The sequence below is a fragment of the Actinocorallia aurea genome, assembly GCF_054783995.1.
In genome coordinates, this window is record NZ_BAAGPQ010000002.1 from 85,676 (window position 1) to 99,911 (window position 14,236).

Annotated in this window: 15 protein-coding genes; 9 read left to right on the top strand and 6 right to left on the bottom strand. The window is 71.7% G+C overall.

Annotation, left to right across the window (positions count from 1 at the left end):
• Nucleotides 1-18 precede the first annotated feature (18 nt).
• The gene (locus ACYVOM_RS00590; protein ID WP_460301178.1) at nt 19-1,548 is read right to left on the bottom strand and encodes a hypothetical protein; all 1,530 of its coding nucleotides are present in this window, start codon (nt 1,546-1,548) and stop codon (nt 19-21) included.
• Nucleotides 1,549-1,685: 137 nt separating this feature from the next.
• Here ACYVOM_RS00590 and ACYVOM_RS00595 point away from each other — a divergent pair, with 137 nt between their 5' ends.
• The 3 genes from ACYVOM_RS00595 to ACYVOM_RS00605 all read left to right on the top strand — a co-directional run bounded on the left by ACYVOM_RS00595 (nt 1,686) and on the right by ACYVOM_RS00605 (nt 5,422).
• Complete coding sequence (locus ACYVOM_RS00595; RefSeq protein ID WP_460301179.1) at nt 1,686-2,750, top strand: LLM class flavin-dependent oxidoreductase; 1,065 nt, start codon at nt 1,686-1,688, stop codon at nt 2,748-2,750.
• Complete coding sequence (locus tag ACYVOM_RS00600) at nt 2,747-3,787, top strand: hypothetical protein (RefSeq protein WP_460301180.1); 1,041 nt, start codon at nt 2,747-2,749, stop codon at nt 3,785-3,787. Before ACYVOM_RS00595 ends, ACYVOM_RS00600 begins: the two co-directional genes overlap by 4 nt.
• Before the next feature lie 96 nt (nt 3,788-3,883).
• A complete protein-coding gene (locus ACYVOM_RS00605; protein WP_460301181.1) occupies nt 3,884-5,422 on the top strand; it encodes an AMP-binding protein in 1,539 nt (512 codons plus the stop codon).
• A 5-nt stretch (nt 5,423-5,427) separates the two neighbouring features.
• Here ACYVOM_RS00605 and ACYVOM_RS00610 read toward each other — a convergent pair whose 3' ends face one another.
• Nucleotides 5,428-5,832, bottom strand: a complete 405-nt coding sequence (locus ACYVOM_RS00610) for a Zn-ribbon domain-containing OB-fold protein (protein WP_460301182.1) — start codon at nt 5,830-5,832, stop codon at nt 5,428-5,430.
• Nucleotides 5,829-6,971, bottom strand: coding sequence for a thiolase C-terminal domain-containing protein (locus ACYVOM_RS00615; RefSeq protein ID WP_460301183.1), 1,143 nt, complete (start codon nt 6,969-6,971; stop codon nt 5,829-5,831). The genes ACYVOM_RS00610 and ACYVOM_RS00615 overlap by 4 nt, the downstream gene beginning before the upstream one ends.
• 141 nt (nt 6,972-7,112) lie before the next feature.
• On the opposite strand from ACYVOM_RS00615, the gene ACYVOM_RS00620 reads away from it, so the two are divergent.
• Together ACYVOM_RS00620 and ACYVOM_RS00625 are read left to right on the top strand one after the other, a co-directional pair.
• Complete coding sequence (locus tag ACYVOM_RS00620; protein WP_460301184.1) at nt 7,113-7,613, top strand: flavin reductase family protein; 501 nt, start codon at nt 7,113-7,115, stop codon at nt 7,611-7,613.
• A gap of 5 nt (nt 7,614-7,618) precedes the next feature.
• Entirely contained in the window at nt 7,619-8,776 is a 1,158-nt protein-coding gene (locus tag ACYVOM_RS00625; protein ID WP_460301185.1) for an acyl-CoA dehydrogenase family protein, read from the top strand.
• Between the two features lie 3 nt (nt 8,777-8,779).
• On the opposite strand, the gene ACYVOM_RS00630 is transcribed toward ACYVOM_RS00625, so the two are convergent.
• Complete coding sequence (locus tag ACYVOM_RS00630; protein WP_460301186.1) at nt 8,780-9,163, bottom strand: CrcB family protein; 384 nt, start codon at nt 9,161-9,163, stop codon at nt 8,780-8,782.
• Between ACYVOM_RS00630 and ACYVOM_RS00635 the strand changes: the two genes are divergently transcribed.
• Complete coding sequence (locus ACYVOM_RS00635; RefSeq protein ID WP_460301187.1) at nt 9,081-9,896, top strand: helix-turn-helix domain-containing protein; 816 nt, start codon at nt 9,081-9,083, stop codon at nt 9,894-9,896. The two genes, ACYVOM_RS00630 and ACYVOM_RS00635, sit on opposite strands and share 83 nt — an antisense overlap.
• A complete protein-coding gene (locus ACYVOM_RS00640) occupies nt 9,880-10,071 on the top strand; it encodes a DUF397 domain-containing protein (RefSeq protein ID WP_460301188.1) in 192 nt (63 codons plus the stop codon). Before ACYVOM_RS00635 ends, ACYVOM_RS00640 begins: the two co-directional genes overlap by 17 nt.
• A 52-nt stretch (nt 10,072-10,123) precedes the next feature.
• On the opposite strand, the gene ACYVOM_RS00645 is transcribed toward ACYVOM_RS00640, so the two are convergent.
• Nucleotides 10,124-10,426: a hypothetical protein gene (locus ACYVOM_RS00645; protein ID WP_460301189.1), complete on the bottom strand. Its 303-nt coding sequence runs from the start codon at nt 10,424-10,426 to the stop codon at nt 10,124-10,126.
• Nucleotides 10,427-10,628: 202 nt separating this feature from the next.
• Here ACYVOM_RS00645 and ACYVOM_RS00650 point away from each other — a divergent pair, with 202 nt between their 5' ends.
• Nucleotides 10,629-11,741, top strand: coding sequence for a hypothetical protein (locus tag ACYVOM_RS00650; protein ID WP_460301190.1), 1,113 nt, complete (start codon nt 10,629-10,631; stop codon nt 11,739-11,741).
• Nucleotides 11,742-11,802: 61 nt separating this feature from the next.
• Here the strand turns inward: ACYVOM_RS00650 and ACYVOM_RS00655 are convergent, their stop codons facing one another.
• Nucleotides 11,803-12,462, bottom strand: a complete 660-nt coding sequence (locus ACYVOM_RS00655; protein WP_460301191.1) for a peptidyl-tRNA hydrolase — start codon at nt 12,460-12,462, stop codon at nt 11,803-11,805.
• Nucleotides 12,463-12,492: 30 nt separating this feature from the next.
• Between ACYVOM_RS00655 and ACYVOM_RS00660 the strand changes: the two genes are divergently transcribed.
• Nucleotides 12,493-13,017 carry an NUDIX domain-containing protein gene (locus tag ACYVOM_RS00660; protein WP_460301192.1) on the top strand — a complete coding sequence of 175 codons (525 nt, stop codon included), beginning with the start codon at nt 12,493-12,495 and terminating at the stop codon, nt 13,015-13,017.
• Nucleotides 13,018-14,236: the final 1,219 nt, after the last annotated feature.

Consider the following 14,236-nt stretch of genomic DNA (forward strand, 5'->3'; position numbering starts at 1 on the left):
GAATTGTAGGGAAGGGGCTCAGCTGTCGCGGACCGTGACGAGCCCGCCGATGACCCCGACGTGGGCGGCGCCGTCGGGGGTGAGGGTGACGGGCGCCCAGTTGTTGTCGAAGAGCTTGCCGGTGCCGGTGAGGACCTTCCACGCGGTCCTGCCGGTGTGGAAGTCGATCGCCGTGAGGTACCAGGCGTCGACGCCGTCCTTGCGGGGCTCCTTGGTGTAGGCGTACACGAGCCCGCCCGGGACGCTCGCCTTGGCGACGGTGGACGGGCTGCGCTCCTTGCTCGTCCAGACGGTCTCGCAGCCTTCACCGGTGATGTCGACGCGCGTCATGCCGCCGTGGGAGGAGGCTCCGGCGGCGAGTTCGATGAAGTTCCGGTAGCCGGAGTTGTTCTCCACGATGAGGCTGCGGCCGAAGCCTATGAGGGAGTTGTCGGTGGCGCTCTTGCCGGGCTTGAACACCGGCACCTTGCACAGCCGCTTCCCGTCCCTCATGCGGTAGACGAGGACGTTCATGCGCGGCTCGGCGTTGTCGGTGATCGCGACAAGGCCGCCTTGGAGGATCGTGGGCGTGGTCCCGGAGCCCTGGTCGAGCTGGCCGGACTTGCGGCGGGTGCCTCTGTCGTAGGCCTTGCGCCACGCGGCGACGGGCTTGCCCTCGGCGTCGGCCCGGAACCTGTAGAGGGCGTGGTCGCTGACGACCGAGACGCCGTCCGTGCTCGCGGCGAACGAGTTCTGGATCTGCTCGCCCTTGAGCTTGACGACCTTGACGCGCCCGCTCCTCGGCTCGATCGTCCCGATCCTGCCCTTGCGGGTCACCCACCAGATGTTGCCCTTCCAGTCCGCCTGGACGGACGTGACGGGGTCGCAGACGCCCTTCGGCTTGGGCCTGCTCCACGTCGGGCAGTCGTGGGGGACGTACTTCTTGAGGTTCCAGTTGTCGGTCACCTTGAACTTCCAGCCCTTGCCGTCGCGTACGTGCGCGAACCTTCGGACGTGGAAGTCGGCGTCGGCGAGGACCGCCCTGTCCTTGTCGTCGAGGTAGTAGTAAGCGCCGCCGGAGGTGTCGGTGAGGACGGCGTCGAGGTCGAGGGTGGTGACGCCGGTGACGGTCGAGGGCCGCGCGGGAAGCTTGAACGTGGCGAGGTCCTGGAGCGTCTTCGGGTCGATCAGGCGGAGCGTGAAGGTGCCGACGTTGGTGCACTGGGCGACGATGAGCCGGGTGCTCCGGGCGTAGTTGACGGTCGAGCAGAGGGCGGGCAGCCCGCCGGCCTTGGCGGTGGTGACGACCTTCGGGTTCCGGCCGAGGGGGCCGAGGAACGGGTAGGTGTCGGAGGCCCAGGAGTCGGCGTGCATGGCGGCGGTGCCGGGCGCGGCCATGTGCGGGTTGGCGGGCACCGGGGAGCCCGGGATCGCCTTGGGTGTCGCGGGGGCGCCCAGGTAGGCCAGTACCGCGTTCGCGCCGGGTCCTTCGGGGATGGGGGCGGCGGACGCCGCCGTCGCGCAGAGCACCGGGATGAGCATGCCTGACATGAGCGATATCGACCGCATGGGGCAGCACCTTACCTAGTTAATCGACTCGAATAACCGGCTATCGCACTCCCCGCCGCGCGACTTGTTCGGACCGGACGGCCGCTGCTAGTCTACCAAGCGAGCGCTTGGTTAACACAAGAGAGCGGAGGCGGGGCATGACCCTTCGGATCAGCGTCGGGTACGAGCTGGAAGTGCGCGGACGCAGCCGCGAGGTCGAGAGCCGGGCCTTCCGGAACGTGCTCGACCAGGTGGTGCTCGCCGACGACCTGGGCATGGACACCGCCTGGTTCGTGGAGCACCACTTCACCCGCGGGTTCTCCCACTCCTCGGCACCCGACCTCGTGCTCGCCGCGGCGTCGCAGCGGACCAGCAACATCCACCTCGGGCTCGGCGTCGTACTGCTGCCGTTCCAGTCCCCCATCCGCACCGCCGAGCGCGTCGCCACCCTCGACGTGCTGTCCGGCGGGCGTGTGGAGTTCGGCACCGGACGGGGCGCCTCGCCGCTGGAGTACCAGGCCTTCCAACGGCCGTTCGAGCAGTCAAGGCAGCTCTGGGAGGAGTCCCTTGAGGCGGTCCTCGCGATCTGGAACGCCGACGGCAAGCCCATCACGCGCAGCTCGGAGTACTTCGAGATCCCCAACGTCTCGGTGTACCCGCGGCCCACGCAGGAGCCGCACCCTCCCGTCTGGGTGGCCTCCACTTCCCTGGAGGGCTTCCTCGCCGCGGGCAAGCAGGGCTACAACCTTCTCGGCATGACGATGCTGAAGGGCATCGACGACGTGGCCGAGGACATCGCCGCCTACAAGGCCTGCCTCGCCGAGAACGGGCACGACCCCGAGACCCGGCGGATCGCGATCATGATCCCCTGGTTCGTCGGGCAGACCCGGCAGGAGGCCGTCGAGATCGCCTCCGACCCGGTGCTCTGGTACCTGCGCCGCCAGGTCAACCTGGTCGCGCCGCCGAGCTACACCGACGCCCGGCACGCCACCCACCGCGTCCTCGGGCAGCAGGCCGTCGCCATGCCGCCGGAGGAGGCCATGGACATCCTCCGCGACAACCTGATGGTCGTCATCGACGACGTGGAGGGCTCGCGCAAGGCCGTCGAGCGCCTTGAGGCCGCGGGCGCGACCGACCTGATCCTCCAGGCCCAGGTCGGCGGCCTCGACCACGAGCACGTCACCGGCTCGATGCGGCGCTTCATGAACGAGGTGATGAAGTGAGCTGGCTGACCCGCCAGGACCTCACGGGCGGGGCGTCCGCCCGCGGCCTCCTCCTGCTCTCCCCCGACGCCGACGTGGTCGCGCCGCTCTCCCCCGAGGACAGGGCGGCCGCGCTGGCGCTGACCGCCGAGACCCTCGCCGCGGCCGGCGTGCGCTCCTCGGACCGCCTGGTCGTCGCGCTGAACAACGACGGCGAGCTCCAGGGCTCGTCGCTGGCCGAGGCGGCGCTGCCGCTCGTGTCGGCGGCGGCCTCGGTCGGGCCGCGTGGAAGGCTGCGGCTGCACCGCGCGCTTGAGCAGACCCGGGCGAACGTCCTGGTCACCACGCCGTCCGGCGCGATGGACTTCCTCGCCAGGCTCCACCTGGAGTTCCTGCTCGACCCGCTCGACCTCGAACTCGACCGGATCCTGCTCGTCGGCGAGATCCCGTCGAGGAACTGGCTGCGCCAGCTCGAGGACGAGTTCGAGGCCGACGTCGTGCAGCTGTTCGCCGACCCGCTCTTCGGGGTGCCGATCGCGCACGGGCCCGGCCTCACCCCCGTCCGGGAGGGCCTGATCGGGCTCGCGCCGCCCGCCAAGGACGAGCTGGTCGCCGACCACTCGGGGCCCGCCGAGATCGTCGTCACGCCCACCTGGCACGCGACGCTCGGCGGCGCGCACCTGCGCACCGGCTGGTTCACCGGCGGGGGCGCGGCGCAGCCCGCGCACACCGCGGGCGAGCACCTGCTCGTGCGGGGCCGGTGGCTGTCGCTGCCGCGCGTCACCGACGTGCTCTCCCGGATCGACGGCATCAGCCACTGGAACCTTGAGGTCTCCCGCGAGGGCACCCTCGACAAGGCGGTCCTGCGGGTGACGTTCGCGCGCGACAGCCTCGTGCGGAACCCGATGTGGGCGGGCCGGACCTCCCAGGCGCTCGTCGGCGTCACCCCGGTGTCGATCGAGGTGGCCGTCGCGCCCGAGGCCGTCGAGACGCCCGTGCCGCCGACCGTGACGGACCTGCGCGGCCACCACCTGGGCCGCGACCGCGCCTCCCTGTAGACCCGCGGGCCCCGGCCTCCGGGGCCCCCGCCCGTCCCACCCCCCCGGCCGGGTCCTCCTGGCGGGCTCCCGGCCCCGCGAGCCCGAGGAGCTGACATGGAAGTGGCGCCGGTACCGGACTGGGGCACGATCCCGCGCATGCTGCGCGACCGCGCGCGCACGCACGGCGCGGTGGAGGTCGTGTCCACCGAGGACGTGACGCTGACGCTGGAGGAGCTGAGGGACCGGGCCGCGCAGGTGGCCCGGAGCCTCATCGCCGTGGGCGTCGAACCCGGCGACCGGGTGGCCATCTGGGCGCCCAACAATCCCGATTGGGTCGTCACCTGCTATGGGCTGTGGGACGCGGGAGCGGCCGTCGCGCCCCTGTCCACCCGCTTCCGCGGGATCGAGGCGGCCGAGATGCTGCGCAAGACCGGGGCGAAGGCCCTGTTCGTCGCCGAGGGCTTCATGGACACGTCCTACCTGGCGATGCTCAAAGGCGAGGACCTGCCCGAGCTCAGGACCATCGTCACGTACGGCGGCGAGTCCTGGGCGGAGTTCCTTGCGCTCGGCGAGGCGGTCTCGCCGGAGGCCGCGGAAGAACGCGCGCTCGCCGTGCCGCCGGACGGCCTCGCCGAGATCATGGCCACCTCCGGGACGACGGGCGCGCCCAAGGGCGTCATGCTCCAGCACTGGCAGCTCCTGCGCGGGTACTGGGACTGGGCCGAGCTGGTGACGGTCCGCGAGGGCGACAGGTACCCGATCATCGCGCCGTTCTCGCACGGCTTCGGCATCAACGCCGGGCTGCTCGCCTGCGTGCTGCGCGCGGCCACGATGATGCCGATCGAGCTGTTCCAGCCCGACGCGCTGCTCGACCTCATCGAGACCCGCCGCGTCAGCGTCATCGCCGGGGCGCCCGCGATGTTCTTCAAGCTGCTGGACGAGCTGCCCGGCCGGGACGTCTCCTCGCTGCGCGTCGCGATCTGCGGGGCGGCCGCGGTGCCGTCGGAGCTGATCAGGCGGATGCTCGCCGAGGCGGGCGTCGAGCGGATGATCAACGCCTACGGCCTCATGGAGGGCACCGTGGTGTCGATGACCCGGCCCGGCGACCCGATCGACGTCATCGCCGGCACGACCGGGCGCGCGGTGCCCGGCGTGGAGCTGCGCATCGTCGACGACGCGGGCCGCGACCTGCCCGTCGGGGAGCGCGGCGAGATCCTCATCGGCGGCTACGGCGTCATGCCCGGCTACTGGCGGGACCCCGAGCGGACCGCCGAGGCCGTCGACGCCGACGGCTGGCTGCACTCCGGCGACATCGGCACCCTCGACGAGGCGGGCAACCTCGCCATCGTCGACCGCAAGAAGGAGATGTTCATCGCCAACGGGTTCAACGGCTACCCGGCGGAGATCGAGTCCCTGCTCCTGCGCTGCCCCGGCGTCTCCCAGGTGGCCGTCATAGGCGTCCCCGACAAGGCGATGGGCGAGGCGGCGTGCGCGTTCGTCATCGGCAGCGCCTCCGCCGACGAAGTCCGCGCCTGGGCGAAGGACAACATGTCGAACTACAAGGTGCCCCGACGGGTCGTGCCCGTCGAGGCGCTTCCGCTGAACGTCAACGGCAAGGTGGACAAGATCGCGCTGCGCGCGTCCGTCGCGTAGGCGGCCTACTCCTCGGGAGTCCACTGGACGAGGCCGTTCGCGAGGACGGCGCGCAGGCGGAGGCCGGGGGCGAGCGTCGAAGGGTCGGCGGCTGTTCCGTCCGGGTGGACGAGGTTGCCGTACATGAGGATGTCTTCGCCCTCGTCCAGCCGCACGCACACGACGGCGAAGGGCACGGGCACGTCCGGCATGAACCTCTGGTGGTTCACTATCCAGCTGTAGACGGTGCCCGTGCCCTGCGCCGAGATCCAGTCGCTGTCACGCGACCGGCACCTGTTGCACAGGGCGCGCGCGGGGAAGCGGGGCGTGCCGCAGGCGGTGCACCGCTGGAGCAGGAGCTCGCCGCGGTCGACCGCCTCCCACCAGGGGGAGGAGTCGCGGTCGGGGTCGAGCCGGTTCGCCGTCGTCATCGCTCGCCTCGCAGGATCAGGGCCGAGGTTCCGGCCAGAACGTAGCCGGGCTGGGCCGTCGAGAGGGCCACCTCGGCGCCGCCGACCTGGCGGTCGCCCGCGGTGCCGCGCAGCTGCGCGACCGCCTCGGCGACGTGGTTGATGCCGTGCACGTAGCCCTCGGACAGGAACCCTCCGTGCGTGTTGACCGCGGGCCCCTCCCCCGACTCGACGAACGGCCCGCCTTCGCCCTTCTTGCAGAAGCCGTAGTCCTCCAGCTGCACGAGGACGGAGTAGGTGAAGCAGTCGTAGAGCGAGGCCACGTCGATGTCGCCCGGACCGACTCCGGCCATCGCGTACAGCCGGGGGGCCATGCGCGCGGCCTCGGTGACCGTGAAGTCGGTGGGGACCCCGGAGAAGAACGAGTCGCCGCCTCCCCAGGCCGCCCCTGAGATGAGGACGGTCGGCTGGGCGAGGTCGCGGGCCCGCTCGGCGGAGGTGACGACGACGGCGCACGCCCCGTCGGTCTCCAGGCAGCAGTCGAGGAGCCGGAACGGCTCGGCGATCCACCGGGAGGCGAGGTAGTCGTCGAGGGTGATGGGGGTGCGCATGAGCGCGCGCGCGTTCTTGGCCGCGTAGGCGCGCTGGCGTACGGCGATCGCGCCTAGCTGCTCGTGGGTGGTGCCGTAGGCGTTCATGTGGGCGCGCGCGTACATCGCGAACTGCTGCGGCGGAGCGAAGTACCCGTACGGGGCCTGGTACTGAGCGTCGAAGATGGGCGCCGCGCCCCGGCCCGTCCCGCCCATCCGGAACTCGCTGCGCGCGTTGATGGCCCGGTAGACGACGACGGTGCGGGCGACGCCCGAGGCCACCGCCATGGCGGCCTGTCCGATGACGGAGTGCGAGACGCTGCCTCCGCCGAACTGGTCGAGGTACCAGGAGACGTTGGTGAGGCCGAGGGCCGGGGCGACGACCCAGGGCGGGGTGGAGTCTCCGACGCGGTGGGTGGCCAGGCCGTCCACGTCGTCGAGGGTGAGGCCCGCGTCGTCGAGCGCGGCGAGGACCGCCTCCATGGCGAGGGTCAGCGTGGAGACCCCCGAGTTCTTGGTGAACGGGGTGTACCCCACGCCGGCCAGGGCTGTCTTGTCGCGGAAGGTCACGCCTCCGAGGTTAACCGAGCAAGCGCTTGGCTGGCTAGTTGACAGCGGGGAGTCCCGGCTTCTACATTCGTAAGCAAGCAAGCGCTTGGCTAATAGCGTCATCTCCGACCCACCGTCATCTCCGACCGGAGGAAGCGCACGATGACCACCGCATCCGTGAGCGATCTGAACGGCCGCCGGCTCCGGGACGTCCTCGGACACTTCGCCACGGGCGTCGTCGCGATCACCGCGATCGATCCGGCCACCGGGCGCCCCACCGGCCTCGCCGCGAACTCCTTCACGTCGGTCTCCCTCGACCCCCCGCTCGTCGCGTTCTGCGTCGCGCACACGAGCTCCACCTGGCCGCTCCTGCGCACCGCCTCGCACCTGTGCATCAACGTGCTGAGCGAGCCGCAGACCGCCGTGTGCCGCCAGCTCGCGGTCAAGGGCGGCGACAAGTTCGCCGGGGTCTCCTACGGCGCCTCACCCGAGGGCACGCCCGTCCTGGACGGCGCGCTGGCCTGGCTGGAGGTCTCCGTCGAGGCCGAGCACCGCGCGGGCGACCACGACATCGTCGTCGCCCGCGTGCACAACCTCGACATCCACCACGACGGCGAACCGCTGGTCTTCTACCAGGGCCGCTACGGCCGCTTCGCGGGCTGAGGCCGATGAGCGTCCCGAACGCCGAGGACGGATTCCGCGCCGAAGTGCGCGACTTCCTCACCACGAGCCTCGAAGGCGACTACCGCGAGGCGCGCGGCCTCGGCGGGCCCGGCCGCGAGCACGAGGGCTTCGACATCAGGCTCGCCTGGGAGAAGCACCTCGGGGCGAACGGCTGGACATGCCTCGGCTGGCCGAAGGAGTACGGCGGCCGGGAGGCGACGCTCGCCGAGCAGGTCGTCTTCTTCGAGGAGTACGCCAGGGCCCACGCGCCGCACAGGCTGGGCCACATAGGCGAGGGCCTCATAGGCCCGACCATCATCGACTACGGCACCGACGAGCAGCGCGCGCGCTTCCTGCCGCCGATCGTCCGCGGCGACGAGCTGTGGTGCCAGGGCTACTCCGAGCCCAACGCCGGCTCCGACCTCGCCAACGTGCAGACGAAGGCGGTCCTGGACGGGGACGCGTGGGTCATCACCGGTCAGAAGGTCTGGACGTCGCTCGCGCACGTCGCCGACTGGTGCTTCGTCGTCTGCCGCACCGAACCCGGCTCCCAGCGCCACAAGGGCCTCTCGTACCTGCTCGTCCCCATGCGCGAGGACGGCATCGAGGTCCGCCCGATCATCCAGCCGACCGGCACCAGCGAGTTCAACGAGGTCTTCTTCGACGGCGCCCGCACCTCCGCCGCGAACATCGTCGGCAAGCCCGGCGAAGGCTGGCGGGTGGCGATGGCGACCCTCGGCTACGAGCGCGGCGCGTCCACGCTGGGCCAGCAGATCGGGTTCCGCCGCGAGTTCGAGGCCGTCGTCGCCGTCGCCCGAGCGCACGGCACGCTCCCGGAGCTGCGCGACCGCCTCGTGCGTTCGTGGTCGGAGCTGGAGCTGATGCGCCTCAACGCGCTGCGCACCATGCGCTCCCTGGGCGCGGGCGAGCCCGGCCCCGAAGTCGCCGTGGCCAAGCTCTTCTGGTCCGAATGGCACCGCCGTCTGGGCGAGATCGCCCTCGACGCCGCGGGCCCCGCCGGCCTCCTCGCCGAAGACGCGCCGTACGACCTGTCGGAACTCCAGCGCATCGGCCTGTTCAGCCGCTCCGACACCATCTACGCGGGCTCCAGCGAGATCCAGCGCAACATCATCGCCGAACGCACCCTCGGCCTGCCCCGCTGACCGTCAGCCGCCGAGCCAGAAGAGGAGCTCGGCGGCGACGGTGCAGGCGACGAGCAGGAGCAGCAGGTCGGCGAGCGCGTTGGCCCGCGAGGTGTGCGACGCGAGGTGCAGCGTCTCGACCATATGGGTGGAGAACGTGGTGAACCCGCCGCACCCGGGGTGATTGACGGGAGTCGGGCGGCGATTCGGATCTCCGCACCGGGCGGCGAGGCCTGGGATTACGCTCGGGACCGAACGGACGGTGACCGTCCGGATACCACTGAGGGGTGGTGATATGTCCCAGATATACGATATTTCGGGGCGGGTGGAAGGGCCGGACGCGGCGCAGACACTGCACTCGCACTTCGCGGACACGCTCCGGGTGCTGCGGCAGTTCAAGAAGGTCACCCAGTTGGAGGTGGCCCGCGCGATCTTCGTGGCTCGGGAGACCTATACCGGTTGGGAGAACGTGCGGGCGCTGCCCGACGACGAGAACTGCGCGGCGCTCGACGGGTACTTCGACACCGGCCTGTACCTGCGGAACCTGCGCGAGCAATGCCAGCGGGAGCACCTCGCGAGCTGGTTCCAGGCGTACGTCGAACACGAACCCACGGCGCGGGAGATGCGCACCTATCAGCCCTCGTTCATTCCCGGGGTGCTCCAGACCGAGGACTACATGCGCCTCATCGCGGACCCGGGTGCGCAGGACGAGGAGAACATCGCCAGAAGGCTCGGCCGACGCGACATCCTGACGCGCCAGGACGATCCAGCCCATCTCTTCGCGGTCATCGACGAGGCGGCGCTGGTCCGCACGCGCGAGCGACCCGACGTGATGCGCGAGCAGCTCGCCCATCTCCTCACGATGGGCGCGATGCCCCATGTGCACATTCAAGTGACACCGCTGAGCGCACCGCAGCACCCCGGTCTCGACGGCGCGCTGGTCATCCTCACCACGCCGGAGCTTAGCCGCGTCGGCTGGGTGGAGGCGCAGTTCGGCGGACGGCTCATCCAGGACCGGACCGAGACCTGGAAGCTGGCACTACGGTTTGATGAGATTCGGGGGGTCGCCCTCTCCGAGGGAGACTCGCTGGCACTCATCAAGCAGATCATGGAGACGATGCACGATGATCGAGTGGCGTAAGAGCAGCCGCAGCCAGGGCGACTTGGGCAACAGCGAATGCGTCGAGCTCTCCACGAACACCCCGAACGCCACCCTGGTCCGGGACTCCAAGAACCCAGGCGCGCACCTGACGCTGTCGGCGGGCGAGTTCGGGTCGTTCGTGGCCCGCGTCAAGGCCGGTCGCCTCGACGGCTGAGGCCGAGGGCCAGAAGAGCGGTGTTCCACCTTGTGTGTGGAACACCGCCGAGTCACTGGCCCTTGTCGGCCGAGAGCACCTGGGCGACCCTTTCCGCGGCGGCGGGCACGTCGTTGGCCTGCGCGATGCGCTCGGCCCACGACCACCAGAACCACCACCCGTCCGCGCCCTGCTCGGCAAGGATGTTCTCCGTCAGAGCCGAGGCGGCAGGGTTCATCACGTGCAGGCTCGGCTGGGTGCCGAGCGGCACCGTCAACCTCACCCGCAGTCCGCGCCCGACGAGTTCGTCGCCGAGCTTCTCCAGATAAGCGACCCGCGTCTCCGACGACGCGGGTGTCCCCGTGGTGTCAGGCATTCCCGTAGCTCACTTTCCACACAGAATCGCGTGGCCCGACGTCGCACACGATTCCGGCGGGAGCGCGAACCCGCAAGCGCCATCGCCGCATCTAGTTCACGGACCCTCCTAAGGGACTAGAAGCGGAGGGACCTGGACGGGGCTGCCGAGTGGCCGTCCCCGAGATAGGTTCTTCACGGCGACACAGACGAAGGGCGAGGCGATGGCGACCGACCCGTACGAGACCAGGAGCGACACCCCGCTCCCGCGCCAAGGGGCAGCTCCCACCCCGGAAGCGCAGGATTCCGACAAGACCGTTCCGGTGCCGCTCCCCTCATCCCCGCCGACTCCCGCCGCGCCGGAGACCTCCTTCGACGTCCAGGCGACCGTGAGCGACTCCGCGCCGGCGGAGAACACGCCACCCGCCCGAAGCGAGGCGCCTCCGGCGACGTCCTTCGACGTGCCCGTCGCGGGGTCGCCCAGGCCGCCGCAGGAGCAGGGGAAGTTCGCGCTGCCGCCGGACTCCCCGTACGCGCAGCCGACCGGACGCCCCGCCTACGGCACGCAGTTCCAGATCCCGCAGCAGCCGCAGCAGCAGCCCGCGCAAGGCCAGTCCCTGTACGAGACCCGCCAGGACGCCCCGCAGGCCGCGCCGCAGCCCCAGCAGGCTCCCCCGCAGCCGCAGGCGCCGCAGGGATGGGCGCCGCAAGCCCCCTACCCTCCTCAGCAGCCCCCACAGGGCTATCAGGCTCCTCCCGTGCCTCAGCCCTTCGCCCAGCCTCCCGCCGGAGAGGCCGCCCCCGCCCGGCCCGCCCCGGCGTCCTGGCACAGGCAGCACTACGCCGTCGCGCTCTTCCTGATCGTGTACTCGCTGGTCACCCTCGCCCTCGGGCAGGTCGGCTTCGCCGACCGCAAGCAGGAGCTCGCCGAGTACACCTCCGACGCGCTCGCCGGACCGCTGCTCATCGCCGTGAAGGCCGTCCAGGTCGGGCTGCTCATCGCCACCGCGGAAGCGATGCGGCGCAGGCGCAGCGTCCTGTTCCTGCCCGTGCTGGCGCTCTGGACGGGCTCGTTCGCCGTGCTGGCCGTCCTGGACGTCGTTTCCGGGGCGTACGGCACGCTGGTGGAGCACCTGCTCTACACGGTGCTCTTCGGGGTCGTCCTCTTCCTGTCGTACGCCTTCAGCGTCAAGGCGGGGGCCGCGGCGCAGGCCGCCGCGTCCGTCCCGGCCGGGCACCCGGCTCCGGGCGCCGCTCCCGCGCCGCAGCCCGCGCCCCAGTCCATGTCGCGCACCCAGGAGTTCGCGCTCAACACGCTCAACCGCTGGCAGCGCTGACCGTCGGCCAGGGCCGGTGCGAACTCCGGGCCCCGCTCCGGGCCCGCCGGTCTGAGGCGCGTCAGGACGTGACGAGCCAGGCGACGGCGGTCATGGTGCCGGGGGCGACCTCGGTGTAGCCGGCGTCGCGGATGTGGACGGTGGCGCGGGCCACCGCCTCGTCCCAGGGGAAGCCCAGGAAGTGGACGGGGGCGCCCGCGGCGAGCCAGGCGGCGCGCTCGGCGTCCGGGAGGGTGCGGTAGAGCAGGTGGGCGGCGTGGCCGGACTGGGCGGCGGCCTTGCCCGTGCTCATCTTGGCTTCCGGGTTGTGCACGAGCGCCGCGTAAGGGGCGGGCGGCTCCTCGGTCTCGGCGCGGTCCAGGTCGGTGCCGGCGATCTGGAGTTTGGCGATGCCGGGCGGCACCTCGGTGACCGGGCCCGGCGGGAACGCGCGGACCTCGGCCCCGCCGCGCGCGACGGTGACCCCGGCCAGCTCGCTCACCTCGCGCCAGCGCGCGCCGCGGGCGCGCCGGGTCACCTTGCGGATGCGGCCGTCCTCCCAGCGCTCCACGGCGTCGGTGAAGCGCTCGTCGGCCAGCAGGTGCACGACGGCCGAGGCCGCCGCCTCGCACACCGCCTCGTGCGACGGCGGCTCGGCCTTCTCCGCCCGGATCGCGAGCTGCATCGCCCAGGGGGGCTCGCCTTCGGGATCGTCGTGCACGACGGGCGGGTGATCGCTCATCCCCCGAGGTTATAGGGCAGGATGGGACGGATGCGGACGACGAGCACCCGTGAGATCTACCGGAACGCGTGGATGAGCCTGCGCGAGGACGGCGTCGTCCACCCCGACGGCTCCCCCGGCGTCTACTCGGTCGTCGACAAGCCGACGGCGGCGTGCGTGATCGCCGTCGAGGGCGGCGGCTTCCACCTCGTCGAGCAGTTCCGCTACCCGCTCGGCCGCCGCTCGTGGGAGTTCGTGCAGGGCACCTGGCCGCACGACGGCCCGCCCGGCGTGGAGCTGGCCCGCGCCGAACTCGCCGAGGAGACGGGCCTGCGCGCCGCCTCCATGGAGCACCTGGGCCGCATCGCGATCGCCCCCGGCCTCACCAGCCAGGAATGCGACGTCTTCGTCGCCCGCGACCTCACCCCCGGCCCACCCGCCCGCGAGCTCACCGAGCAGGAGATGGACCACCGCCTCTTCCCCTCCGACGACCTCGAGAAGATGCTCCGCGAGGGCGTCATCACCGACTCCGTCACCCTCGCCGCCTACACCCTCTACCTGCTCCGCACCCGCTAGCGCCTCCCGCCGCACCCGCAGGCCGCACCACGACCCTCCCGGCCCGCGACGCAGGCGACCGTCGTGCTCGCGCGGGCGGCTTCGGCTGGAACCGTCTCAGGGATGCTTCGGCGGGGTGCTGGTGGGCCGGGTGGGGCGGGTGCATCGGGAGGGAGTGGGAGGCGGGTTCGCGGGGAAGGATTCGGGGTTTTGGGGTCATAGATCGTGGGGGCGTGGGTAGATGAGGCGTTGACGCCGGTTTGGGGGGCGAGGGCATCGGGAGGGCGGGGTGGCCGGAGAGATTCCCGGGACGGGGACGTTCTTCGTCGGAATCGACGTGCAGGCCGGGCGGTACCGGTGCAGCGACGGCAAGGGCGGGTGGTGGGTGCTGTTCGGGGGGCCGTCGGGGGACGAGCCTTCGGGGGCGTGGCCGCTGGAGCCGGGACCGGCGGAGGTGGAGATCTCGCCGGACGACTTCGCTTTCGAGACGCATGTGCCGTCGACCTGGGTGCGGGTGTCCCCGGTCCAGGCCGAGCGCGCCGAGCGGGCCAGGCCGCGGCCGGTGGCCGATCCTGACCTGCGCGATGAGCTCGACGCGGTGGTGGCGCGGCGCGGCCTCGTCGCGCGGGGCGCCCCGTTCGTCCTCGCACTGTTCGGCGTGGGCGTGTGCCTGCTGTTCTCGGGCGAGCAGTGGCTGCTGGGCCTGCCGCTCATCTTCATGGCGTTCGGCATCCGCCGGCTGATCGACGAGGTGCGGCGCGACGGAGCCCTGCGCGTCCGCGGCGACAAGTACCTCACCGAGGACGATTTCGACTCCGAGGCCGCGGCGCTTCTCGTCCGCGCCCAGCGGGCCGCCGAGACCGTCAAGGACGCGCTCGTCGTGCGCGAGGGGCTCCTCGAGGAGCGCGACCCGGCGCTGGAGCTGCCCCGCCAGGAGTGGGAGATCGCCCAGGTGCTGGCCCGGCAGACCCGCCTGCGCCGCGACGCGACGGCGCTCTCGACCGCCTCGGAGGTCGCCGAGGTCGCGGCGCTCCAGGCGGCGCTGGAGCCGCAGCAGGCCAAGCTGGCGCTCTCGGTGGCCGCGGTGACGCGCCGGGTGGAGGCGCTGGAGCGGTACGCCGCGCGCACCCGCGAGGCCGACGCGGCGCTGCGCGCCTGCCGCAGGCTGGAGGACCTCGGCGCGCACGCCCGCGAGTACGACGACCTGCTCGCCGACACCGTGCGCGATGAGCTCGCCGTC

What these genes read in the sequence shown, in the direction of transcription:
- ACYVOM_RS00590 (WP_460301178.1), bottom strand. Translation starts at nt 1,548, where the DNA reads ATGCGGTCGATATCGCTCATGTCAGGCATGCTCATCCCGGTGCTCTGC.
- ACYVOM_RS00595 (WP_460301179.1), top strand. Translation starts at nt 1,686, where the DNA reads ATGACCCTTCGGATCAGCGTCGGGTACGAGCTGGAAGTGCGCGGACGC.
- ACYVOM_RS00605 (WP_460301181.1), top strand. Translation starts at nt 3,884, where the DNA reads ATGGAAGTGGCGCCGGTACCGGACTGGGGCACGATCCCGCGCATGCTG.
- ACYVOM_RS00610 (WP_460301182.1), bottom strand. Translation starts at nt 5,832, where the DNA reads ATGACGACGGCGAACCGGCTCGACCCCGACCGCGACTCCTCCCCCTGG.
- ACYVOM_RS00620 (WP_460301184.1), top strand. Translation starts at nt 7,113, where the DNA reads ATGACCACCGCATCCGTGAGCGATCTGAACGGCCGCCGGCTCCGGGAC.
- ACYVOM_RS00625 (WP_460301185.1), top strand. Translation starts at nt 7,619, where the DNA reads ATGAGCGTCCCGAACGCCGAGGACGGATTCCGCGCCGAAGTGCGCGAC.
- ACYVOM_RS00640 (WP_460301188.1), top strand. Translation starts at nt 9,880, where the DNA reads ATGATCGAGTGGCGTAAGAGCAGCCGCAGCCAGGGCGACTTGGGCAAC.
- ACYVOM_RS00645 (WP_460301189.1), bottom strand. Translation starts at nt 10,426, where the DNA reads ATGCCTGACACCACGGGGACACCCGCGTCGTCGGAGACGCGGGTCGCT.
- ACYVOM_RS00650 (WP_460301190.1), top strand. Translation starts at nt 10,629, where the DNA reads ATGGCGACCGACCCGTACGAGACCAGGAGCGACACCCCGCTCCCGCGC.
- ACYVOM_RS00655 (WP_460301191.1), bottom strand. Translation starts at nt 12,462, where the DNA reads ATGAGCGATCACCCGCCCGTCGTGCACGACGATCCCGAAGGCGAGCCC.
- ACYVOM_RS00660 (WP_460301192.1), top strand. Translation starts at nt 12,493, where the DNA reads ATGCGGACGACGAGCACCCGTGAGATCTACCGGAACGCGTGGATGAGC.